Origin of the sequence: Laceyella sediminis (genome assembly GCF_003003125.1) — a bacterium.
Lineage (GTDB): Bacteria > Bacillota > Bacilli > Thermoactinomycetales > Thermoactinomycetaceae > Laceyella > Laceyella tengchongensis.
The window spans coordinates 18,563-40,390 of the sequence record NZ_PVTZ01000013.1 but is presented as its reverse complement, the minus strand read 5'-3'; the positions used below and the strand labels follow the sequence as shown (position 1 = coordinate 40,390).

23 protein-coding genes are annotated in these 21,828 nt (G+C 47.8%); 8 read left to right on the top strand and 15 right to left on the bottom strand.

Going from position 1 to position 21,828, the window contains the following annotated elements; all coding sequences use genetic code 11:
* Positions 1-12: 12 nt before the first annotated feature.
* The 5 genes from CLV36_RS13870 to CLV36_RS13850 all read left to right on the top strand — a co-directional run bounded on the left by CLV36_RS13870 (position 13) and on the right by CLV36_RS13850 (position 5,150).
* On the top strand, positions 13-321 hold the full coding sequence (locus CLV36_RS13870) for an ArsR/SmtB family transcription factor (protein WP_102991692.1): 309 nt from the start codon (positions 13-15) through the stop codon (positions 319-321).
* Positions 322-335: 14 nt separating this feature from the next.
* The gene (locus CLV36_RS13865; protein WP_106343068.1) at positions 336-1,307 is read left to right on the top strand and encodes a cation diffusion facilitator family transporter; all 972 of its coding nucleotides are present in this window, start codon (positions 336-338) and stop codon (positions 1,305-1,307) included.
* Positions 1,308-1,427: 120 nt separating this feature from the next.
* Positions 1,428-2,942: a spore germination protein gene (locus tag CLV36_RS13860; protein ID WP_106343067.1), complete on the top strand. Its 1,515-nt coding sequence runs from the start codon at positions 1,428-1,430 to the stop codon at positions 2,940-2,942.
* Positions 2,943-2,967: 25 nt separating this feature from the next.
* Positions 2,968-4,059 carry a GerAB/ArcD/ProY family transporter gene (locus CLV36_RS13855; protein ID WP_181353071.1) on the top strand — a complete coding sequence of 364 codons (1,092 nt, stop codon included), beginning with the start codon at positions 2,968-2,970 and terminating at the stop codon, positions 4,057-4,059.
* On the top strand, positions 4,056-5,150 hold the full coding sequence (locus CLV36_RS13850) for a Ger(x)C family spore germination protein (protein WP_106343065.1): 1,095 nt from the start codon (positions 4,056-4,058) through the stop codon (positions 5,148-5,150). The genes CLV36_RS13855 and CLV36_RS13850 overlap by 4 nt, the downstream gene beginning before the upstream one ends.
* A 96-nt stretch (positions 5,151-5,246) precedes the next feature.
* Here CLV36_RS13850 and CLV36_RS13845 read toward each other — a convergent pair whose 3' ends face one another.
* On the bottom strand, positions 5,247-6,116 hold the full coding sequence (locus CLV36_RS13845) for a YitT family protein (RefSeq protein ID WP_102993769.1): 870 nt from the start codon (positions 6,114-6,116) through the stop codon (positions 5,247-5,249).
* Between the two features lie 215 nt (positions 6,117-6,331).
* Entirely contained in the window at positions 6,332-6,520 is a 189-nt protein-coding gene (locus tag CLV36_RS13840) for a hypothetical protein (protein ID WP_102991687.1), read from the bottom strand.
* Positions 6,521-6,644: 124 nt separating this feature from the next.
* On the opposite strand from CLV36_RS13840, the gene CLV36_RS17410 reads away from it, so the two are divergent.
* Positions 6,645-6,797 (top strand): hypothetical protein, encoded by a 153-nt coding sequence (locus CLV36_RS17410; RefSeq protein ID WP_154986281.1) that lies wholly within the window; start codon positions 6,645-6,647, stop codon positions 6,795-6,797.
* Positions 6,798-6,954: 157 nt separating this feature from the next.
* On the opposite strand, the gene CLV36_RS13835 is transcribed toward CLV36_RS17410, so the two are convergent.
* From CLV36_RS13835 to CLV36_RS13820, 4 genes are all read right to left on the bottom strand, one after another.
* Positions 6,955-9,147 carry a DNA topoisomerase III gene (locus tag CLV36_RS13835; protein ID WP_106343063.1) on the bottom strand — a complete coding sequence of 731 codons (2,193 nt, stop codon included), beginning with the start codon at positions 9,145-9,147 and terminating at the stop codon, positions 6,955-6,957.
* Between the two features lie 602 nt (positions 9,148-9,749).
* Positions 9,750-10,712 (bottom strand): trypsin-like serine peptidase, encoded by a 963-nt coding sequence (locus CLV36_RS13830; protein WP_245888375.1) that lies wholly within the window; start codon positions 10,710-10,712, stop codon positions 9,750-9,752.
* 298 nt (positions 10,713-11,010) lie between these two features.
* The gene (locus CLV36_RS13825; RefSeq protein WP_106343062.1) at positions 11,011-12,474 is read right to left on the bottom strand and encodes an erythromycin esterase family protein; all 1,464 of its coding nucleotides are present in this window, start codon (positions 12,472-12,474) and stop codon (positions 11,011-11,013) included.
* A gap of 180 nt (positions 12,475-12,654) precedes the next feature.
* Positions 12,655-12,855, bottom strand: a complete 201-nt coding sequence (locus CLV36_RS13820) for a cation transporter (RefSeq protein WP_106343103.1) — start codon at positions 12,853-12,855, stop codon at positions 12,655-12,657.
* Positions 12,856-13,108: 253 nt separating this feature from the next.
* On the opposite strand from CLV36_RS13820, the gene CLV36_RS13815 reads away from it, so the two are divergent.
* Together CLV36_RS13815 and CLV36_RS13810 are read left to right on the top strand one after the other, a co-directional pair.
* Positions 13,109-13,672 (top strand): TVP38/TMEM64 family protein, encoded by a 564-nt coding sequence (locus tag CLV36_RS13815; protein WP_181353070.1) that lies wholly within the window; start codon positions 13,109-13,111, stop codon positions 13,670-13,672.
* Positions 13,673-14,139: 467 nt separating this feature from the next.
* The gene (locus tag CLV36_RS13810) at positions 14,140-14,622 is read left to right on the top strand and encodes a hypothetical protein (protein ID WP_106343060.1); all 483 of its coding nucleotides are present in this window, start codon (positions 14,140-14,142) and stop codon (positions 14,620-14,622) included.
* A gap of 381 nt (positions 14,623-15,003) precedes the next feature.
* Here CLV36_RS13810 and CLV36_RS13805 read toward each other — a convergent pair whose 3' ends face one another.
* The 9 genes from CLV36_RS13805 to CLV36_RS13765 all read right to left on the bottom strand — a co-directional run bounded on the left by CLV36_RS13805 (position 15,004) and on the right by CLV36_RS13765 (position 21,778).
* Positions 15,004-15,582, bottom strand: coding sequence for a tetratricopeptide repeat protein (locus tag CLV36_RS13805; RefSeq protein ID WP_146130645.1), 579 nt, complete (start codon positions 15,580-15,582; stop codon positions 15,004-15,006).
* Positions 15,563-16,441, bottom strand: coding sequence for a DUF4097 family beta strand repeat-containing protein (locus tag CLV36_RS13800; protein ID WP_181353068.1), 879 nt, complete (start codon positions 16,439-16,441; stop codon positions 15,563-15,565). The genes CLV36_RS13805 and CLV36_RS13800 overlap by 20 nt, the downstream gene beginning before the upstream one ends.
* Before the next feature lie 2 nt (positions 16,442-16,443).
* Entirely contained in the window at positions 16,444-16,998 is a 555-nt protein-coding gene (locus CLV36_RS13795; RefSeq protein WP_106343057.1) for a DUF1700 domain-containing protein, read from the bottom strand.
* On the bottom strand, positions 16,985-17,314 hold the full coding sequence (locus CLV36_RS13790; protein WP_106343056.1) for a PadR family transcriptional regulator: 330 nt from the start codon (positions 17,312-17,314) through the stop codon (positions 16,985-16,987). Before CLV36_RS13790 ends, CLV36_RS13795 begins: the two co-directional genes overlap by 14 nt.
* Before the next feature lie 283 nt (positions 17,315-17,597).
* Positions 17,598-18,458, bottom strand: coding sequence for an ABC transporter permease subunit (locus CLV36_RS13785; RefSeq protein WP_106343055.1), 861 nt, complete (start codon positions 18,456-18,458; stop codon positions 17,598-17,600).
* Positions 18,442-19,392 (bottom strand): ABC transporter ATP-binding protein, encoded by a 951-nt coding sequence (locus CLV36_RS13780; RefSeq protein ID WP_106343054.1) that lies wholly within the window; start codon positions 19,390-19,392, stop codon positions 18,442-18,444. Before CLV36_RS13780 ends, CLV36_RS13785 begins: the two co-directional genes overlap by 17 nt.
* Before the next feature lie 118 nt (positions 19,393-19,510).
* Positions 19,511-20,686: an anti-sigma factor family protein gene (locus tag CLV36_RS13775; protein WP_106343053.1), complete on the bottom strand. Its 1,176-nt coding sequence runs from the start codon at positions 20,684-20,686 to the stop codon at positions 19,511-19,513.
* Positions 20,683-21,225: an RNA polymerase sigma factor SigX gene (locus tag CLV36_RS13770; protein ID WP_106343052.1), complete on the bottom strand. Its 543-nt coding sequence runs from the start codon at positions 21,223-21,225 to the stop codon at positions 20,683-20,685. Before CLV36_RS13770 ends, CLV36_RS13775 begins: the two co-directional genes overlap by 4 nt.
* A 298-nt stretch (positions 21,226-21,523) precedes the next feature.
* Positions 21,524-21,778 (bottom strand): hypothetical protein, encoded by a 255-nt coding sequence (locus CLV36_RS13765; RefSeq protein ID WP_106343051.1) that lies wholly within the window; start codon positions 21,776-21,778, stop codon positions 21,524-21,526.
* Positions 21,779-21,828: the final 50 nt, after the last annotated feature.

The following is a 21,828-nucleotide window of genomic DNA, read 5'->3' as shown; positions in this document are numbered from 1 at the left end:
GGAGTGTGCATCATGAAAAAAGAGGAGCATAAGACGCTGGCAGCACGATCGGTGGAAGACGCTGTCATGATCTTTAAAGCGCTTGCAGATCCCACTCGCATCCGGATCTTGCATCTACTGTCCGAAGAGGAGTGCTCCGTCAGCCACATCGCCGAAGTGTTAGGTCTTTCCCACTCAGCCATCTCCCATCAACTCAGCTTCTTGCGTTCCTTGCGCTTGGTCAAAACACGCCGCGAAGGACGCATCATTTTCTACAGTTGTGACGATGAGCATGTGGTTGACCTGTTGCGGCAAACGATTAGCCATGTTGAACATTTATAAAGGAGAGATGGCCGATGCACCACCATCACCACCATCACCACCATCACCACCATCATCACCATGCCCACGGGCACGATCACGGTCATACCCACACCCGCAATGCCAATCGAAAAGGGCTGACCATCGCCTTGGCCATTACAGCCGGCATCATGCTGTTGGAGTTTGTTGGCGGACTGTGGACCAACAGCTTGGCTCTCTTGTCCGATTCAGGGCACATGTTGAGCGACGCCGGCTCACTCGCCCTCAGTCTTGCCGCCATGTGGTTCGCCGTTCGCCCTCCTTCCGCCCGCAAAACATACGGCTATTACCGCTTTGAAATTTTGGCCGCCCTCTTCAACGGCCTATCACTGTTTGCCATTGCCGGAGTGATCATGTGGGAAGCATTCCACCGCCTGCTGGAGCCTCCGCGCGTGGCCAGTGGCTCCATGATGGCTATCGCCGCCGTCGGTTTGATCGCTAACTTGCTGAGCGCCTGGGCCTTAATGAAGGGAGACACGGAGGGCAATGTCAACGTGCGCAGCGCTTACCTCCACGTGCTAGGCGACGCCTTGGGCTCGGTCGGAGCCATCTTCGCCGGCTTGTTGATGCACTACTTTTCCTGGTATATGGCCGATCCGCTGATTAGCGCGGTGGTGGCCGTCTTAATTTTGAAAGGAGCCTGGGGTGTGATCGCCCACTCTGTGCACATCCTGATGGAAGGCACGCCCATCACCGTAGATCGCAAAAAAGTAGAAGAGATCTTGATGCGCATTCCCGGAGTTGTTAATGTCCATGATTTGCACATCTGGACTATCACATCCGGCTTTGATTCCTTGTCTTGCCATCTTCTCATCCAAGACACCGCCGACAGTCAAACCGTTTTGCGACAATCCATCCAACAAATCGAAACGCATTTCCTCATCCGGCACACCACCATCCAAGTAGAAACTTCCGACTTCCACCAAGCGTGCCAACATGACGTTTGCGGACAGCGCGCGAGCACCTGACTGCTTTGCGCCAACAAGCCCACTTTCGCCTTAAAGGAAAGTGGGCTTGTTGCGTTGTAGCCATTTTCGCTTACATGCTCGTCCACAAATAAAAGAACGCCAACCGGGCAACGATAAAGGATGATCATTCGTCGCGAGGGGGTGACCGGCATCCGAAGACCGAGAAAAAACAAACAGGAAACGGCTGAACCGCCATCCACTTGGGCTGAACCTTTTTGGGAACGCGGTGATTTCACCCATACCCATCATGCGAATGCAACTCATCCGTACTGGATTACACACATCACCTCGTTGGTGGACACGGAAGTGTTGCACCGGGACATCTTGCCTTACTTAAACAAACTATCTTTTCCGACCTTGCAAGAAGTCGAATCCGTGCTTCCCATCGAGGAGAAAGAGATCACCGATGATCCTGAAAAGATCAAAGACTTGTTGTTGCGCGGGTACGTATGGATTCGATTTAGTGACCGGGTTCTGGAAGGAGTGTTGGCGCGCGCCGAATTGGACAAATCACGGGCCGTCTCCATCCCCCAAGAAGAATTTTCCGTTGTCGGCCCGAAGGAGTCGTTTGTCGAGTCATTGACAACCAATTTGAATATGGTTCGCAAACGCTTGCCCATCAAAGAGTTGCAGTTACAAGAGCTCACCGTCGGCACTTATTCCAAAACCAAAGTGGCGGTTTTATATATCGACGGAGTGGCCAATGAAGAAAATGTCAACACGGTATTGCAACGGATCAAAGCGATCAAGTTCTACCAAATCCTTGACAGCTCCTACATTTCCCAACTTATCACGGACAACAGCAACTCTATTTTTCCACAGATGTTGGACACTGAACGGCCTGAACGCGTGGCCGCTGTTTTGGCCGAAGGGAGCATCGTCATCATGGTGGACGGTTCCCCCCATGCCCTGATCGCTCCTACCACGCTAGTCGAATTTTTCTCAGCGTTTGAAGATTACTTCATTAATTGGCAAATGGCGTCCTTCTTCCGGATTGTCCGTTTGTTTTCCGTCTTGTTTTCCATCCTGATCACCCCCATTTATGTAGCGGTGGTCACTTACCATTACGCACTGATTCCAACTGATTTAATGGTCACCTTGGTGACGTCACGGAGCATCGTCCCGTTTCCCCCGATATTGGAAGCGATGATATTGGAATTGACGATCGAATTGTTGCGTGAAGCGGGAGCCCGTTTGCCGACGAAAGTAGGCCAAACCATCGGTATCGTCGGCGGGATCGTCATCGGAACCGCCTCCGTGCAAGCAGGCCTCACCAGCAATGTGCTGTTGATTTTCGTCGCGCTGGCGGCGTTGGCATCCTTTACAACACCGGTTTATCGCATGGGCAACGCCATTCGCCTGCTCCGGTTTCCGTTTCTTTTGTTTGCCCAGTTATGGGGATTGATAGGGGTGGCGATTGCGTTCATCTTTGTGATGGGTCATCTGCTGAGGCTGACTTCTTTGGGGCGCCCTTATCTGGAGCCCATTTATCCTCTCCGCTTGAAAGACTTGCGCGACTCTTTCATTCGGTTACCTTTCAATACACAATCTCATTGCCCTGCATATCTCCAGACGCAGGACAAACAGCGCTTCACACCCCCATGGAGGCAGAAACCGCGGGACATAGATGAATGATTCCGCAAGAAGGAAGGCTGATCCTATGCAAGCGCATGTGAATCGACAATATCGCGTTTCACCCTACCTAGCGTTTTTCTTGATATACAAAACGCAATTCGGCGTGGGGGTGTTGGGATTCCAACGCTATATCTCAAAAGCCTCCGGGCATGACGCATGGATCGCCGTCATCCTGTCCGGGCTCATCATCCATTTGCTGTTATGGATGATGTACCAAATACTAAACAAAGAACAAAACGACTTGATCTCCATTCATCAAACCGTCTTTGGCAAATGGATCGGCAACCTGCTTAGCTTTCTGTTCATCCTCCAAGTATTTATCTCCGGGACGACGGTGTTGCGGACTTTCATTGAAGTGATTCAGGTGTGGGTGTTCCCCCTGTTCAAGACATGGCCGTTCGCCCTGGTTTTTTTGACCTCCGCCTACTATATCGTGAGCAACGGATTTCGCACCGTTGCGGGAGTTTGCTATTTTGGGTCCATCATCCCGCTCATTTTGATACCCACTTTTTTGGCCCCTTTGGAATTCGCCAATTTCCGGAATTTGCTACCGGTTATGGATCACTCCATTACAGACTTGATTAAGTCCGTGGAAGAAATGACATTTACCATTTTGGGCTTCGAGTTGTTGCTGCTCTATTACCCTTATTTCATCGAACCAGAGAAATCGCAAAAATGGACGCATTACGGCAATCTGTTCACTACATTGATCTATGCGGGAGTCGCCATCGTCACCTTTGCCTATTACGGCGAAGATCATTTGCAAGTTGAAATATGGCCCACCCTGACCATGTGGAAAGTCATAAAGTTGCCGGTGCTCGAGCGGATTGAGTATGTCGCCATTTCCGCGTGGACCATCATCATCCTACCCAATATTTGCACCGCGTTCTGGGCTGCTAGCCGCGGGGTGAAACGGATTTTCCAAATCACTCAACGCAGCGCCTTGCTCATTTTGCTTGCAGGGAGCTTCATCATCACCTGCCTGTTGAACAACCGGATGCAGATTGACCATCTCAATTCCTTCGTCTCCATGATCGGCATCTATCTTTTGTACGCTTACATCCCCATTCTGTTCATCATCTACCACATCCGACACAAAATGAGGAAGAGATCATGAAGAAGTGGATCAAATGGATGAAACCCATCACATTGGTTGTTATCGCGATCTGTATTATCATTTTCGGCAATGTGAGAAAAAACGTATTGGATGAGATTCAACTGGTCACCGCCGTCGGCTATGATTATATCGATGAACAAACGGCAACAATGACCGCAGTAACACCCGTATTTAGATCCGATGCCTCGATCGAAAACAAAACGCTTTCCATCACCGCCAACTTAGGGAAAGAAGCCTTGATTGCATTGAACAGAGAAAGTAGCGCCAACCTGGCCAACGCAAAATTGGAAGTCGCCCTATTCAACAAGGAAATGGCCAAGCGCGGGATCCTCCACATGATCGACACCTTGCATCGCGATCCCAACATCGGAACCAGCCTCAGCTTGGCCGTGACGGAGGGAGTCACCAAAGAAATACTGAACCAATCGTTCGGCACGCGCGACACGGGCCATTACATCGCGTCCTTGCTTGAACACAACACCCAAAACGGCTCGATCCCCAACAACAGTCTGCATTATTTCTTGTCTGCGTATTACACCAAGGGCAAGGACCCCTTCTTGCCGTTATTGAAATTAACTGATAGGGAAATCACGCTGACAGGGTTGGCCTTATTTAAAAAAGACCGCATGGTCTTCGAACTGGACCGTAGTCACCTGTTCACCTTCAACACCCTTTACGGTAAAAATCGATTTCCCGGTATGAAAGTGCAAATCGGGGATAAATTCGTCGCGATGCGGGTGATTACCTCAAACCGAAGGATCTCCATCCGCAACACGCAAACCACTCCCGAAATCACCATCTACTTAAACATCAGAGCTTCAATCAGCGAGTTTTCCGGGAAACACTTGAAACCCCAACATGTGAGCCAGACAGAACATGCATTGAAAAAGCAGGTTTCACAACAAGGACACCAGCTGATCCGCAAGTTTCAACAATTGGGGATCGATCCCCTGGGACTCGGGGATCACGTGCGTAGCCACACCCGAAATTGGGACTTCAAAACATGGCAAAAACAGTATCCGCGAGTCAAAGTGCGAATTGTTCCCCGGGTGAACATCGTTGAGATCGGGGTGGTCGACGGATTGGATTAACCCAAAAATACGACAAATCGCCTGTTCAAGTCTTCACTTGAACAGGCGATGCTTATGAACCTGTTCCCAGATGGGAAGGGAAAAGAGCTCGTTGTGTTAGTGAATATCTTTCTTTTTAAATCTTCCGCCTTGCACATCATGAATATGGCCGATCGCCAGAAAGGCTTGGGGATCCACATCTTCTACAATCAACTTCAGTTTGGCTTCTTCCAAACGGGTCACGACGCAAAAAATCACTTTTTTGGAGTCACCGGTGTAAGCACCTTCACCATTTAAGTAAGTAACGCCCCGACCCAGACGTTGCAATATGCAATTCCCCAGCTCTTCCGGTTTGTCACTGATGATCCATACGGATTTCGTTTCATCAAAGCCCTCGATCACTACATCGATCATTTTAAAAGCGATAAAATAAGCCATCAAGGAATACATGGCCCGATCCCAACCAAACACAAACCCTGCACTACCAAGGATGAACAGGTTGAAAATCATCACTGTTTGACCCACGGAAAGCGGCAATTTTTTGTTAAACAGAATGGCCAAAATCTCCGTTCCATCCAAGGAACCACCGTTGCGGATAACCAAGCCGACGCCAATCCCCAAAATGATTCCTCCAAATACCGCCGCCAACAAAGGATCATCTGTTAAACCCGGTACCGAGTGGAGCAAGTTGGTACCAACAGACATGACAATAACGCCCAACAGAGTGGACAGGGCGAAGGTTTTCCCGATTTGTTTATATCCGATAAAGAAGAAGGGAAGGTTGAGTACAAATAATAAGACCCCTAAGTTTAAACCGGAAAGGTGGGAAACAATGATGGAAACGCCCACAATCCCTCCGTCAATTACATCATTGGGGACCAAAAAAATCTCCAGTGCCACGGCTACAAGAATCGCACCCAGCAAAATGAAGGTGATCCGCTTCAAGCTTTTGAGCCATGCCAACTTCTTGCGATCTTCTTCTTTGATTCCTTCATTTCTTTTTTCAGCAACAGCAATCAAATGCCATTCCTCCTTTGACTAGTGGTTTGGTTAGGTTTGGGGCGGACGGCACCACCCATATTTTGCCATCACATGTCCACAGTGTATCCATCGGATGCAGGCAGCATGGGAATCCCCCGAAGGGGTACCGTCAGCACACCTTTTGTATCCAAAAAACACTTAACATATTACTTTCTTTTGTTTTAGTTTAACACAAATTTGCACTTGACGCTGGCTACACCTTGTCCAAAATCATCCGTGATCCCTTGTGCCACCGCACCACTGATACCCCAAAAGCCTTTGATTGCATAGATTTTCGCTTTTGGAGCAGACATCTCTTCATAAAGAAATTTTTTAACCTCCACTATCCACAGTTGTCCCAGCATTGTCACCAATTCACCCTCCTTCACCGCTATGTTTCTCTTAATTACGGATGATATAATGTTTTATATAAATATAAATAAAAATGCCTATAGTCCGATGTATTGCTTTATTCCGCAAGCAGGAGAGTGAAATATGAAAACATTCACACGCATCTTAAGGGTGAACTCCCATGGTTGTAGCCGCGCGGTGCAACGACTCTTTGCCCGTGCCTCGCTCACATTGTCTTCTACTGCCTTCTTGCTGTCATTGTTCGCCTTGCGGCAAATTCTTAAAAAATTCAGCTAGCGCCATTGAGCCTGATTAAGCCACAAATTTATCTAGGACACACTCGGTTTCGACGGATAGACAATGCAATCAGTCATGAAACCGCCCGCCTTCTATCATCTGATGTGGAGGCGAGCGGTTTTTAATTGGTTAACGGCATCTCTTGCGCCAAGCGGCATTAATCTTGTTTAAACAACTTGGACAGTGCTTCTTTCAAAGCAGGATGCCCTTCTTCTTGTTGCTTATTTTGCTGTTTGATATAGTTGGCAATCTCCCGTCGCGACACCTTGCCTTTTTTCTCTTTCTCTTTGCGTTGTTGGAATGCTGCGTACTTCTCGCGGTGGCCGCAGGTGCAGACGAAGATCCGGCCCTCCCCTTCTCCGCGCAGTTCCAGCTTCTTCTTGCATTCGGGGCACCGAGCATTGGTGACGATAGAGACGCTCTTGCGGTACCCGCATTCCCGATCCTGACAAACCAGCATCTGCCCTTTTTTGCCCTTCACTTCCAACAACCGTTTGCCGCAGTCCGGGCATTTTTTGGTCGACAGATTATCATGCCGAAACGTTTTCTCGCTTTCTTTGATCTCGTTGACCACGGCCTTGGCATACCCCCTCATCTCTGAGACAAAAGCGGCTTTGTTCAGCTTCCCTTTGGCAATTGCACTCAGCTTTTGCTCCCATTTGGCCGTCAATGCCGGCGACTTCAGTTCTTCCGGCACCAAATCGAGGAGCTGCTTTCCTTTGGAAGTGATACGGATATGCTTGCCGTTTTTTTCGATCAGGTAGCTGTCAAACAATTTTTCAATGATGTCGGCACGGGTAGCCACTGTGCCCAACCCACCGGTTTCTCCCAATGTTTTGATCAAATCTTTCCGCTCATTGCCCATGAACTTGGCTGGATTCTCCATTGCCGCGAGCAGACTGCCCTCCGTAAACAGTTCCGGCGGCTTGGTTTCCCCTTGGGTCGGGTTGATCGCGCGGATGGCGAGTCGTTGTCCTTCAGTCAGCTTCGGCAATATTTGCTCTTTGATGCCTTCCTTTTCTTCTTCCTCTTCCACCAAATCGCCATAAACCTGTTTCCAACCCTGCGCCAAGATCACTTTCCCTTTGGCGACAAACGTCTCGCCGCCAATGTCCGCCCGCACCGTGGTTTGCTCATATTCAAACGGTGGGTACATCACCGCCAAAAACCGTTTGACGACAAGGTCATAGATCTTCCGCTCCTTAACGCTCAACTTGTCCAGAAACACCGGTTCTTCCGTGGGAATGATCGCGTGGTGATCCGATACTTTGCTATCATCCACAACATGTTTACCCGGTTTCAGATGGAGGCGGGCCTGCTGGGCCAGCTGGACATACGGCCCGACCCGGCAAGCCTCGATACGATCCTTCAAGGTGCTCACGATGTCGGAAGAGAGATACCTGGAATCAGTACGGGGATACGTGACCACTTTATGATATTCGTACAGCGATTGCAGGGTGGACAGCGTTTCCTTTGCGGAATAGCCAAACCGCTGGTTGGCTTCCCTTTGCAATTCGGTCAGATCATAAAGCGATGGGGCAAAACGTTTCTTTTTGGTCTTCCGCACTTCGGTGACAACCGCTTCCCGATTGCCCAACATGGAAAGCAACCGATCGCGCTTTTCTTGCGAGAAGATGCGCCAATCCTTCGATTTGCCATCCTGCCAGACCAACTTGAGACCATTTTCGGCCTCCGCTTCCATCCCGTAGAAAGCTTTTGGCTTAAAGTTCTTGATCTCCGCTTCGCGTTGGGCGATCATCGCCAACGTAGGCGTCTGCACCCGTCCGCAAGAAAGCTGGGCGTTATGCTTGCAGGTCAGGGCCCGCGTTGCGTTAATTCCCACCAACCAATCGGCCTCCGCCCGCGCCGCAGCTGAATGATATAGGTTCTCGTACTCTTTGCCGTCCCTAAGGCGCTGAAATCCTTCCTTGATCGCCTTATCCGTCACGGATGAGATCCACAGGCGCTTAATCGGCTTTTTAACATGCGCTTTCTCAATCACCCAGCGCGCCACCAATTCCCCTTCGCGCCCTGCGTCGGTGGCGATGACGATCTCTTTCACATCTGGTCTGGACATCAATTGCTTCACCTGTTGGAATTGCCTACCTGTCTTCTTGATCACCACCAATTTCAAGCGGTCAGGAAGCAAGGGCAAGTCCTCCAAGCGCCATTTCTTATATTGCTCACCGTACGCTTCCGGGTCAGCGTGGGTAACCAAATGGCCAAAGGCCCAGGTCACCACATACCGGTCCCCCTCGAAATACCCATTACCTTGTTTATGGCAGCGCAACACCTTCGCTATGTCTTTACCAACGGAAGGCTTTTCAGCCAACACCACTGTTTTGCTCATCTTTAACATCCTTTCATGCATCCGCGCCTGCTGTTTCTACCATCTTGTGAAGTCATCAACAATCAACATTGTATAACAAAGAAAAGACGGAAACCAAACCCCATCTCCCCTTTTCCCAAAGCAAACACCAAACAGGTAAAAGGAACATTAATCAAACATTAGGAGCACATGCGGCAAAGACGGCTCCCTCTGTCCTTTGCGGTTGGCGGTTGATTTTCACGCATTTATAAAAATTCAAGCCCTTTCTGTTACTCCCTTTATGATCCCTTCACCTGTGCTTTCCGTCGATTTAGCGTGGGGTATTAAATAATAACATACTTCTGATTAAACTTATTTTTATAGAAAATATAAACGCATCCCCTTTCCATCGTACCGCTTGGAGGCGCACATCACCTCGGGAATGGAAATCGACGAGCAAACAGACAAACACCACCTGTCGAAACAAGTGGTGTTTGTCTGGCGCAATGTAATCCATTGCTTCGGTGGCTGGAAGCGCGTGGGCTCCCTACTTCTAACACAATGCCCGTAGCACACGGCTATAAAAAAAAAAAGCCCTTCCCTGATTGGCGACAATCAGGGAAGGAAATCATTTTTGTATGGAATTATCTGTTTTTCCAAGTGTTCAGATTATTAAACACCTCTTGAGTAATACGGGTTCCCCGATTGTAAGGGTTGCCGCCATATACGCCATTGGTGTGGATAGCGATGCTACAAGTGCCGCAACTGCTGGAGTTGTAAACCGGCGAGCCACTTTGTCCGCCGTAGGTATCATTGGCATAGTGCACTTTATATGTGTAAGTTTCACGAACTTGGTCGGCATCCTCCCACTGGGTACCGTAGGTTTTGTCACCGGGGTACCCGCTGATGTTTTGCGCCATCCCATTCAACGAACCGGATACCACGCGCAAACCAAACCATCCCGTGCTGTCGCCGATGGGCTTATCCAATTTGATCGCACCATAATCATAGTTGGTGTCGCCATTTTGCGTCCAGCCCGTGACGGAGAAGAAGTTTACCGCATTGGCGTAACCATACGGAGCGGTGCTTCCGTTGCGTCCGGGGTATACTTTGGCCCAAGAAGCCCATTTGCCGGAACCCGGATCATAAATGCAGTGACCCGCCGTCGCCACAGTGTCGGCGTCAATCATCCAACCGGTACAACCACCGATATCGCTTTCAATATGAGCGATAGCGCGGTAGGGATATGTAGTAGTGGTGGTCACCCGGGTGCGCTCATCCGTGCCGATCACGGATTCGGTGCTCACGTCGCCTTCGTTCCCCTCTGCGGAACGGACGGGAGCCACGTTGCCTCCTTTGATCTTAACCGGGGACTTTTTGCCTGTTCCTTCATACCCTTTCACATAGGAACCATTGGCCTCGGTCACAACACCGCTAAAGGTCTTCGCCGCTTCAAAAATAGTGCCGTCACTGGACACAGGCGTATGTGGTGAAAGCTTGCCCGATGTCGCACTTGCGGTTGGTGTGCCTACTGCTAGCGGCAAAGCGAGAACAGCCGAAAGGGACAGAGAAACAATCGACAGCCCTATGCGCTTCTTTTTGGCCAATATATTCACACCTTTCTAAAATGTTAAACTCAACTTCCAAAAATATTATTCATCAGATAACTATTATTGTCAAGATATATTCTATAAATTCTAAATTAATTAACTGTTATAATAATAAATTAAGCTAAAAAACAAACATCTCCTTTGTACTTTTGGCATTTTATAATGAAATATATGGATGAAACATTGAATATTTATCCTGATCCACCTTTTTTTGTTGACTGGTTTATGCTACTCCAACGACAACCAGCGGCCCAATCCCTTGCTTTGGGATTGGGCCGCTAGTTGAGCACGATATTTATCTGTGTCCCCAGATCGATCCGTGAACCCAAGGCTCTACCCCGGATGCAGAACGAACGGAGGGCGCGGATTTGAGAGATTTGGTTTGGTTGTCAATATATGCAGGCATGTGCGTCTCATCAATAAATAAAATTCCGTCATACTGTTCGCGTGGTACCAACTTCTCATCCCACAGCCCCCAGTCTAGGGCTTGGCGTTCCGTGTACATCCATTTGGTACCTGGTTTGTTGCCTTGACGCAACAAATCCACAAACAAATTGGTGTGTCCGGCTTTCTCCAGAATGGACTCCAGATTGCCTTCCGGATGAGGATAGCGCACCGGCGCAGGCTCCCTGTTGTTAAGCGCGGAAACCCCACGATTCATGTACAGACCGACCACATACGATTTGTTTTTCATGCGGTGTGGCAACAGCTGCCCCATGGTAGGTACGGAAGTTCTGTATGGGTTGACGGTCTTGGTGTTGGCTTTTCGAACATGGATATTATGCGCCCATACAATGATCTTTTTGTTAGGATACAGTTTTTCGGCCAACCAAGTGAGGTGCTTCGCCATTGCTTGATCCCGCAACACGGAGGCTTCATCCAACGCCTTTTGAGCTTCTTCGTATTTCTCCTCTTGCATATACTTGGCAAACAGGATATATTTCTCCAAAATGTGATCGATGGTGTGAATGCGGTCTCGCAACGCATATTCAGTAATTGCGATCAATTTGGGATGTTTCGGGTAACGGCTGGACAATGCTCGTTTGTTATCCCGAACAAACTTCAGCAGATCCTTATAAGCGTTGATCAATGACCCTTTTTCAGCGCGGAACCGCTCCACATCGGTTTCTGTGGCATAGGTTTGCAGAAAACGACTTTCCGTTTGATACGCTTTTTCCGCCATGGCCGGATCGACAGACTCGAACCATTTCTTCAAAAATTCTTGATAGTTGCCTTGCGGTTGCATGTCAAACCCAGCAAGCGTGAGCGGATCTTTGCTGTTTTTCTCCTTTTTCAAATATTCGAAGAGCGGGAGCGTTTCTTTTGTGTGCCATATGCCATAAATGGCGTTCTGCATTGTATTTAGCGGAGTCGCTTGTCCTGCGTGCAAATCGGCGGCGGCCGTTTCAACCAGACCGGATTCAAAAGCGATGACATCATAATCCAGCTCTTCATGCAAATACTGGATCAATCTCGCTTTGGCGGAGTTGAACTCAGCGGCACCATGTGAGCTTTCCCCCAACATGACGACTCGTTTGCCTTTCAGGACCTTTTTCAAAAAGCGTAAATCGCGATAAGTGTCCCCTTGGCTAGGAGCCAGCTTTTCCACAGCATGAGAACGCTTTTGCAACCAAGTTGTCCATGCAGGATCTTCTGTCGATGCAGTCGTTTCAGCAAAACTGACGTTACTTGACAAGATCGTTGTTACAGATAAGCAGGCTGCCATGGCAAGGGCAAATCTTTTTCTCTTGTTGTTCATGAAAGCACCCGTTTCCGAATCCTTTATTACCCGAATTTCCTTAACATTAAATTAACAATAGTTGAACAAATGGTAAACTTGCGCAGATTTGCTACAAGGCGATACAAAACGAGCAGGCCGCGGGCATTTCTATCGTGAATACCCACGGCCTGACTATTTCATTTTACAGATGTCAAGCGGTTAAATGACATCATACCCTTGCTCTTCAATCGCCGCTTTGATTTGTTCCATATTGGCCCGACTCTCATCGTATGCCACAGTAACCATGCCGGCTTTTAAATCAACCGTCGCTTCCGCTGCCAATTCCTTAAGTGCCCCCGTGACGGCATTGGCACAATGGTTACAAGACATGCCTTCCACCCGCAAGGTTTCTTTGATCATGCGCATGCGGAATCCGCCTCTTTTCTTCATTATTTTCAATAGGAGCTCAACCTCTCATCGCTCACTCTGCCGCATATATAGTAGATCGCATCGAGTGACACATCAGCTCCTTTTCACCCATGGTACTATACCCCACCATAGTATGTAAAGAACGTTTTTAGGCAATGGCCGACGAAAGGCGACGTTGGAACGGTTTTATGTTATAACAAATCAAAAGGCATGTAAGATGGAAGTCATTTATTGGAGGATTTTAATGGAAAACTCATTGGCGCACCTATTCTCTGAGCTCGGATATTGGGCGATTCCCGCCAGTTTGTTGCTCAATGGCATCATTCATGTCCTCGGTTTTATCCCTTCGGTGTTTCTCACCACCGTCAATGTGTTGATTTGGGGGCCTTGGCTTGGCGGATTATTATCCTGGCTGGGGGAAGTGATCGGCTCAGTCGCCGCTTTTCTCCTTTACCGCAAAGGTATTCAACTAGCAAAGGTGGAGCGACATACGCATTGGCGATGGATGCAGACCTTAAACAATCTATCCCCCCTAAGACAATGGCTCGCGCTAATCCTGGCCCGGCTCACCCCGTTCATTCCCGCTGGGGCCGTCAACCTCGTCGGTGCGTTGACCACTGTTCCCTTGTCGGTGTTTTTCTTGTCCACCGCCATCGGCAAGCTCCCCTCAATGGCTTTGGAAGTGTGGTTTAGTCACGGTCTCATCCACATCGAGCAAAATGTGGTGCAAGTCACACTCACACTGATTGCCGTCGCAGTGGGATACGTGGCGTTGAAAAAGCGCGCCAAAGTCAACGACGGGCAGTGAAAAAATGCGGGCTCCGCTCCATCTACTCGCAACATCAGCGAGACGATGGACAGGCCGATGCCCGCCCCTTGATTCACAGCTCCCCCATCGACCATGTATTGCTTGGCAGACATCTCCTCTAACCCCTCCTGTTTAATCACGCCATTCCGCCGCAAAAACAAAATTCAAGCCTAAAGCGTCGTTAAGCTGTCATAGTGATTATGAGTATTAAAAAAAGAAGCTACAGGTACATCCCCTTTTTTTCTTCACAGCAGGTGATGCAGGAGATGTACATCATGGAGAGAAAATAAAAAGACCGGGGAATGCTCCCTGGTCTCCGTTTTATTTTTCTTCCAAGTATACTTTTGTACCACCTTTGGAACATTCAGGGCAGATGGGGTTGCTCGTTTCCGTTTCATATTCTTTTTCACATTCTGGACACTCATATTTCTTTGCCATTTTCATCCACTCTCCTTGGAGGTAGTAAAATGAACAGTTTCTCAGCCTTTCTCCGCGGTCTAAAACCCGCCTATCTCGCCACACACATGTACGAGCTAAAAGAGATAGAAGAACTAAAAGCAAAAGGATATCCAAATGTCTTCATCGATCATGAGTATGGTGGTTCCACCATCTTCTTTAAATCTGGTAAATTGAAAAACAGGTATATTGCAGAAATGGTTGGAGTGGAAATGAATTCAAGAGAGGAAATATTGATTACCGGGAAGTATTTAGGATACCCACCTATTGCAAGTAAATTTTTTGCGGATGCACGCCACGATGAAACCCTTAGGCCTAAACGTGCAAGTTTCAATTACTATGGAATCAAGTTTGCAGGAAATATTGAAGATAAAACGGAGATCTGTGAATGGTTGTGGGCCAATGTTCCGGCACCAGTGGCAGCGGTTGAAGTAAAATATCGAAAGGAAATCAAACAGGTTAAACCCGTACATAAGGCGGTAGTTTCCAGATAAATTCATACTATGAGGATCCCGGCGCAGTGGTGCGCCTTGTTTCTTTTACATCAGTGATCAGGTGGCTCTTGCATTTCAATTACCTCCCCCCAATATTTTGTGTAGATAGCAACTGAAAAACATACGTTGCAACTACAGTTTGATTATATGCGCATTTTTATAAATATTCAATCTAATATAATTGTGTTTATTATCGTTTTAATCAACTGTATATCACTGATATTCACAGATAATCATATGATTATATGCAATATACACATCATTTTTTATGCAATATCAATATAACAGGGAATTCGGCAATTATCCGAACTCCCTTATATATTGATATTACTTAATCTTCAATGGGTGGATCATTTATAAAAAGTTGCGTTTTGATTTGTTTCATTCTCTTTCTACCTCCCTTTGATCTCGTAATGATAGCGCAGACTGTCTAAATTCGTCTATATATTTTTGATAGGTGGGAAGATTGTTTCTTTTGGTTATTTCTGTAATTTCTAATAAAATATCGAATCGCAACGTGTCAAATGAGTGTTTTTCAGTTAACTTGAGCGCTTCTTGATAATGTTCTAGTGCTTTCATGTCATACCTTTGCATCAATCGACAATCTGCCAGGGCTATTAAAGCTTTGACTAATCGATAGCTATCTTTATGTTTCTTTCCCTGTCTGACTGCCTCTTCTAAAGCAGTGTGAGCGAGTTCCATCTGCCCTTGATCTAAGTATAGCAAACCTAATTGGGTATAGGTGGTGATTGCTATTTGTTTATCCTTGATTTTTGGCTTTTTATTCTTGTTAAAATAACCTTCTCTTAAGATCCAAAAGACATCGTTTACCATTACAACGCGGAATTCAGTGCGGTTTATCGGGATACGATAATTTCGCAAGCATTCGCAAAACAAAATATAAGACCACTGGCGGTGTACTTGTTTGCAAGAGACTCGTTCATTTTTGCAAAATGACATTGCCCGAATCTGTTATCACATGCAACTGGGCGCTATTGTCGGATTGCTCCCCGATATATCCCTTCAACCCTGCATGTACTTCAACCAATTCTTTTTTGCCGCTCGTCACAGCAGTCACGGGAAAGTCGGTATCAATGCTGCCCAAGTTGGTTGCCAAATCGACATATAGCGATTTTGGAAGCGATTGGAGTTGCACAGTCACATCACCGAGATTGCTTTGAATGCGGTTATCCTTTTTGGCGTTGAGAAGCGGGCGGACTTCGATATCGCCACTGTCCGCTCTCACATCGACCGTCGCGTCGATCTGGCGCAACTCGATGTCGCCGAGATGGGAGCGGACGTTCAGTTGGTCGCCACGGTAGCCAGAAAGCGAAATATCGCCTGATGCGGTATTCACGGTCATTGTTTTGGCCAACAATGCTTGATTCGCATGGATATCGCCAAGGCGAGTCTTTACATGCAGGGACTCATACATTTTTTCGGGAATGTAGACATTAAGCACAGGTGGCTCACTTATCTTTCCAAATGAGAAGTCAAGCAAACGCTTCTCTCTCTGCTCCATGGTAACCGTGATTTTATGATTGCTTTCAAATACCTCAAACTTCACTTCATTACCTTGCGGCACCTTGCCCGTCATTTCTGCCAACACTTCATCCCGCTCGCTGAGATGCAGGTTGATGTCCCCAACATTGGAGTTGATCTCTATCTGCGTAGCATTCTTCGCTTCAACCGTTTTATGCAAATTCACGTTTTTAACGTCTTCCAAAAAGAAGTTATATCCCAAGAAGAACACCATGCTAACTACACCGATGATGCCGACAGCCATGGTGATGGCCCCGATACGAACGATTTTGTTCATACTCATTTTTCCCCTTTGATTATTTTCAGGTTAGCTTGCAGATAACGGGTAAACCATCGAATCACTGCTTTGGAAGCGCGATTCATGCCTGCATATAGCATCATCCCCGCGCCTGCTAGAATCAGTGTCACAAACAGATTAAAAATTGCTTTGGCAACCGAGCTTTCCCAGGCGAAAGCGGCGACCGCCACCAGCGGTGTCAATACAAAGGCTCCCGACAAGACATACAACGAAAAAATGAAACCGACAACGGCAACAAAAGGCACAAGCACCAAAATGAGATTAAACAGCCCCAATCCCAGCGAAGCGAATACTGCGCGCGTCAGGCTGGGCAGTGAATGGTTGGCCTTCGCTTCTCCCAGATGGTAGTCGGCGGTAAACTCCTTAGCAATCGTTTTGGGATTGCCGAGCCTTTTGATCACTTCTTCATCCGTTCGGCCTTTTTCCTTAGCATGGCGGAAGTGCTCTTCATAATCAGAGATGATTTCTTCCCGTTCAGCCGCTGGAAGATCCTTTAGTTGGGCGCGGAGTTGGTTGATGAACTCATTCTTTTTCAAGTTGGAGCCCCTCCTCTATGATTTGGTCGACAGCACGGGAAAACATCTTCCACTCCTCAACCAATTCCTTCAAATATTTATTGCCGTCCTCCGTCAGCTGATAATATTTGCGCGGAGGACCTTCTTGAGACTCGACCAAATAAGTAGTGAAATACCCTTCTTTGGTCAACCGTCTCAGGAGCGGATAAATGGTTCCTTCCGCAATCATGAATTTCTCGGAAATCCGGTCTACCAATTCATATCCATACCGGTCTTTACTCGAAGTAAGCACCATCACGCACAACGTGAGGACTCCCTTTTTAAATTGCACATTCACATGATCACCCAACTTCCCCGAAGTATTAAACAATAACAGGTACTAATCTACGACTAGATTGTATCATCAGCTATTAATCAATGCAAGGTACTATAGAAAAATTCTCTCCCTTAATCCATTCACCTTGCAACAACAGCCGACAGGCCCTCTCACCAGCTGGGTCCGTCGGCTGTTGCAGTCTGCGCATTTGGCGCGGCACCTTTTTGATTACGATGAAAATGTTCCTCTATACATAACGATACCAACAGATGGATTCCGCACATCCTTCCACAAATGGGCTTTCTCAGATGTCCCTAACTGTGAACGAGCGAATCGCAATACCTAAAGCAATGAGGCCGTATAAGCAAGCGTAAATAATCATCAAATCACTGGGCACGGACATGCTGCCCAACAATCCTTGGGAGACAAAGGAGATCGGATTATCCGCGGAGTCAAACAGGCAGATCATCATTTTGCGAAACACAGAGTCCAAGGGAAAGATCAAGCTGATCACAATGCCGGTGTCAATCAACACCTGTTTTTTCAGCACAGCGCCAAATTGCTCAATAAACCCGCCGATCATGCTGATGATGTACAACATGATCATGATGATGCCACTGTTCAGCGTCGATATCCGCGCACTAAACGCCAGCGAAACGGCCGCTAAGATCAGAACTCGCAGAAGAAACAAGCCGGATGCCTGCATGAGTTGGCCAAAGTCCAAATCGACGCGCAATTGGCCTCCAAACCATTGATTGATGAGCAGAACGCCGGCAAACAAAAACGCGGCGAACAACAGAAGAATGCCACCCAATCCAATCAGTTTCCCCAACACAAACGAGTGGCGAGGAAGGGCACGGCACAAGACCGATTCAATTTGGCGGCTCTCTATTTCCCTGGATAGGCTGCCTACACTACTGAAAATCGCAAGCAAGGATGTGATAAACGCGGCAAAATACAACCCAATGCCCAAAAATTGCGTCGCGAAAAAATTGTTAGCCAACACATTCTGGATGTTTCCCATTCCTGAAGACGCCATTTCTTTCCCCGCATAATACGTTCCAATGCCATAAAAACAAAGAAAGGCAAAAGACATCAAAAAGATCACGATAAAAATGCGTTTATACAAGATTTCCTTTACCGATATTTTAGCGATTATCCACATGTTCCGCGCCTTCTTTCTTGTTGATCCAATACATGAAAAGCTCTTCGAGGTTTTGTTGTTTCGGAGTGACTTGGTACACATCTATTTGCCGGGAAGTCAAGGTCGAGACAAGAGCCGGGATCTGGGAGGCCTCAGACAGGGTCAACAGCCACGCACTTTTGCCATCCCAGCTACTTAACCGTTTCCACCCGGTAACCAAGTCGGACAAAGAGGCCCACCACTCGTCCTCTACATCGGAGATCGTCACTTCCACCTGCGCCTGCACGGTACGAAGCTCCCGCCAATCCCCTTGGACAACTAACCGTCCTTTGTTGATGATGGCAACATGGTCGCACACATTCTCCACTTCACTCAACAAGTGGCTATTCAGAAAGACCGTCTTCCCCTCTGCCCTGAGATCGCTGATCAACTCACGCACCTCTTTGCGGCCAATGGGATCGAGCGCCGAGGTTGGTTCGTCTAGAAACACAAGCGCCGGATCCGAGATCAGGGCGCATGCCAAGCCGATCCGCTGTTGCATGCCTTTGGAATAGCCACGAATCTTCTCCTCCCCACGTTGATGAAGACCTACTCGCTCCAGCAAGTGATGGATTCTCGCTTTTTGTTCGGTGTGCGGCACCTTGCACAAATCGGCGTGAAACTTCAACAGCTGTATTCCCGTCATCCAATCCGGATAACGAAACAGCTCCGGCAAATATCCGACTTGCTGCCGGGATGCGACAGATGAAATGGGATGTTCCAATACCGAAGCCGTTCCGCTGGTCGGCCGGATCAACCCTAATAAGGTGCGCACAAATGTACTTTTCCCCGCTCCGTTCGGCCCCAGAAACCCATACACCACGCCGCGAGGCACTTGAAGAGTGATCTCGCGACAACCTTTGTCACCAGCATATAACTTGGTCAAATCTTGGGTTTTAATCACATAATCGCTCATGAGCATTCTTCCTCCTGAAACAGCAAGCAGAGCCACCCCGATTTCGGAGTCACTCTGCCAGCATGCGTTCATAAATTGTGCGTATCTGATGGGCTTCCATCCATAATCCAGGTACACCCTAGTTCATTTGTTGTGCAAGTCGCACCAATTGTTCGTAATCGCCATTAGTTTGATAACTGGTTAAGACGCGGAGTTTCCCGTCTTTTTCCCAGAACACGGAGCTCGTCATCTGATCCGATTGTACCATACCCTTGTCGCCATTGATTTTCACTTCTTTGATTTTTCCTCCTCTATCAAAGACGGGAACAGGTAGCGTACTATCAAAATCATTAATATCAATCAACTGTTTTTTGATGTTTTCAGGAAGGAAGGGAAATGAAAGCAACGCTTGGCGCAATTCCGCAAGATCGACGCCTTTATCCGCTCTCAGATTTACTGGGTCGATCTCCGTAAATTCGAAATACACACCTCGCTCATCTTTGATCTGCATCTGCACTTGCTTCGGCACATCCAGCGCAAATACTTTTCCATTCAGCTTCGCGTCGATGCTGACACCTGTTTGCAATTGGCGCAACATCTTATTCACTGCATCAGTGTTCAGTTTGAAATTCACCGTAACAGGCTGTTGCACGTTCACCTCAATCACTGTGTAGCCTTTGGGCAGGCTTGGCACGGCATGGCCCACTTTCATCGCTTGCTCAGCCGTTTGATAAGTTTGGTTTCGATCTTGTTTTGCATCACCTGCATCTGTCCACACTTTCCCTAACCCTTTCAAATCCAGCGTGCCGGCCTTCCGTTCATCAAGCCAGTTTGCCATTTGGCTTAAATCGTCTTCCGTCACCTTGACGAACTCCACCTGCTTCACACGGAAAATGGATAAGAATTCACTGGCGGCCGCTTGCACTTGTGGAATGCTGAAGCTTCCCACGATGATACCTGCTGCGGCAATACCGGAAATCCACCGTTTTGTCCCATGTTTCATGTTTTTCCATCCCCATTTCATTTTTTTGTGTGTATGTGTTGTGTGCGGCGACGGCTTCTTCGCCTCTGATTCTTGCAGATGGCGGTTGAACCGTTCCCAAGCTTGATCGGTTTGGATGGTCAGCGGTTGGGATGGAAGCGCAAAGCTTCCCTCCAGGCGAAGCCGCACCCAATCATCCAACGTTTTCATTTCCTTCAGCAATGTTTGACACTGCCGACAATGCTCCAGGTGGACGGCGATTTCTTTCCGCTCTTTGCGTGAAACCTCTCCATCCAGATAAGCTTGCAATCGCCCTTGATCCAAGCATTTCATCCCCCATCCCCCCTCACTTGTTGCAACAATTTGCGAAATCTGTTCTTCGCCCGAGACAAAAGGGTTCCCACATACCCTTTTTTTATTTGCATCACCTGTGCCAGCTCTTCATAACTAAAGCCGGCGTACTTCATCAGCAAAAGGGTTCGCTCCCGATCATCCATCTGAAGCAGCGCACGGCGTACCATCACCACATCTTCCCGACTCAGCCACTCGCTTTCTGTTGAAGGCAACGAATCCAGCAAATAAAGAGATTCCTTTTTCACCCGAGCCAGATGCCTTTTTTCTGAGCGCAAATGATTATACGTGGCGTGAATCGTTGCTTTGGCCAACCAAGCAGGGATATTCTCAATCACGGTACGGTCGGTATGATAAAATTGGACAAACACCTCTTGGGCGATATCCTCAGCGATCGATGGCGACGGCAGGATTCGCATCACTTGCCGCACCACAAAGGGATAATAAGTCCGAAACAATCCTTCAAATTCGCTGTGATCGTCCATGGTTTGATCCGTTTCTGAAGGAGATGGCTTTCCCATAGTTGGAACCTCCTTTCTACCGTCTTCATTTTATAGAAACCACCAAGCGATTTTTTATGACACACTCAGCCAAAACATTTTTCCCAACCCCTCTGTAACCTATTGCACGCGTTCAATACAGCGTAACAAATAGCCTTCTTTAAAAACAGCAAAAAGACTTGAGCGCACTCACTCAAGCCACGGGGATCAATCCGTCTCCATTTGTCTCTACTCCGATCTTAACCTGGAAATGTCCTTTGCTACTGACAGCAAAAAAAATCCTCCTTATCGCCAAGGAGGATAGTGAGAATATGGGTCATTACTTCAGGCCTTGCTCAATTTCCCGTACCATCTCAGCGACAGAGGCGAGCCCCCCGCCGGCCACTGCACCAATCAACACGGGTTTCAGTGGGATCGCCGCCAATCCTTCCCCTACCTTCCCGATCATGTCCAATCCGGAGAAAGGGGCCGATTTCTTACTCGTTTCTTTGATAAGATGGCCCGTACCTTTTTGGGACGTATCAAACCCCTTCAAGGAGGAGAACGATGATTCCTGTGGTGCCTTGTTCCTCACAAGGCTCCTCCTTTCTTTTATTTAGAGTTTCTCACCAATTAATATTCATT

Bases quoted from the DNA above. Each gene is read 5' to 3' on its own strand.
- CLV36_RS13870 (WP_102991692.1), top strand. From the start codon at position 13: ATGAAAAAAGAGGAGCATAAGACGCTGGCAGCACGATCGGTGGAAGAC.
- CLV36_RS13865 (WP_106343068.1), top strand. From the start codon at position 336: ATGCACCACCATCACCACCATCACCACCATCACCACCATCATCACCAT.
- CLV36_RS13860 (WP_106343067.1), top strand. From the start codon at position 1,428: ATGATCATTCGTCGCGAGGGGGTGACCGGCATCCGAAGACCGAGAAAA.
- CLV36_RS13855 (WP_181353071.1), top strand. From the start codon at position 2,968: ATGCAAGCGCATGTGAATCGACAATATCGCGTTTCACCCTACCTAGCG.
- CLV36_RS13850 (WP_106343065.1), top strand. From the start codon at position 4,056: ATGAAGAAGTGGATCAAATGGATGAAACCCATCACATTGGTTGTTATC.
- CLV36_RS17410 (WP_154986281.1), top strand. From the start codon at position 6,645: ATGAAAACATTCACACGCATCTTAAGGGTGAACTCCCATGGTTGTAGC.
- CLV36_RS13835 (WP_106343063.1), bottom strand. From the start codon at position 9,147: ATGAGCAAAACAGTGGTGTTGGCTGAAAAGCCTTCCGTTGGTAAAGAC.
- CLV36_RS13825 (WP_106343062.1), bottom strand. From the start codon at position 12,474: ATGAACAACAAGAGAAAAAGATTTGCCCTTGCCATGGCAGCCTGCTTA.
- CLV36_RS13820 (WP_106343103.1), bottom strand. From the start codon at position 12,855: ATGATCAAAGAAACCTTGCGGGTGGAAGGCATGTCTTGTAACCATTGT.
- CLV36_RS13815 (WP_181353070.1), top strand. From the start codon at position 13,109: ATGGAAAACTCATTGGCGCACCTATTCTCTGAGCTCGGATATTGGGCG.
- CLV36_RS13810 (WP_106343060.1), top strand. From the start codon at position 14,140: ATGAACAGTTTCTCAGCCTTTCTCCGCGGTCTAAAACCCGCCTATCTC.
- CLV36_RS13805 (WP_146130645.1), bottom strand. From the start codon at position 15,582: ATGTCATTTTGCAAAAATGAACGAGTCTCTTGCAAACAAGTACACCGC.
- CLV36_RS13800 (WP_181353068.1), bottom strand. From the start codon at position 16,441: ATGAACAAAATCGTTCGTATCGGGGCCATCACCATGGCTGTCGGCATC.
- CLV36_RS13785 (WP_106343055.1), bottom strand. From the start codon at position 18,458: ATGTGGATAATCGCTAAAATATCGGTAAAGGAAATCTTGTATAAACGC.
- CLV36_RS13780 (WP_106343054.1), bottom strand. From the start codon at position 19,392: ATGAGCGATTATGTGATTAAAACCCAAGATTTGACCAAGTTATATGCT.
- CLV36_RS13775 (WP_106343053.1), bottom strand. From the start codon at position 20,686: ATGAAATGCTTGGATCAAGGGCGATTGCAAGCTTATCTGGATGGAGAG.
- CLV36_RS13770 (WP_106343052.1), bottom strand. From the start codon at position 21,225: ATGGGAAAGCCATCTCCTTCAGAAACGGATCAAACCATGGACGATCAC.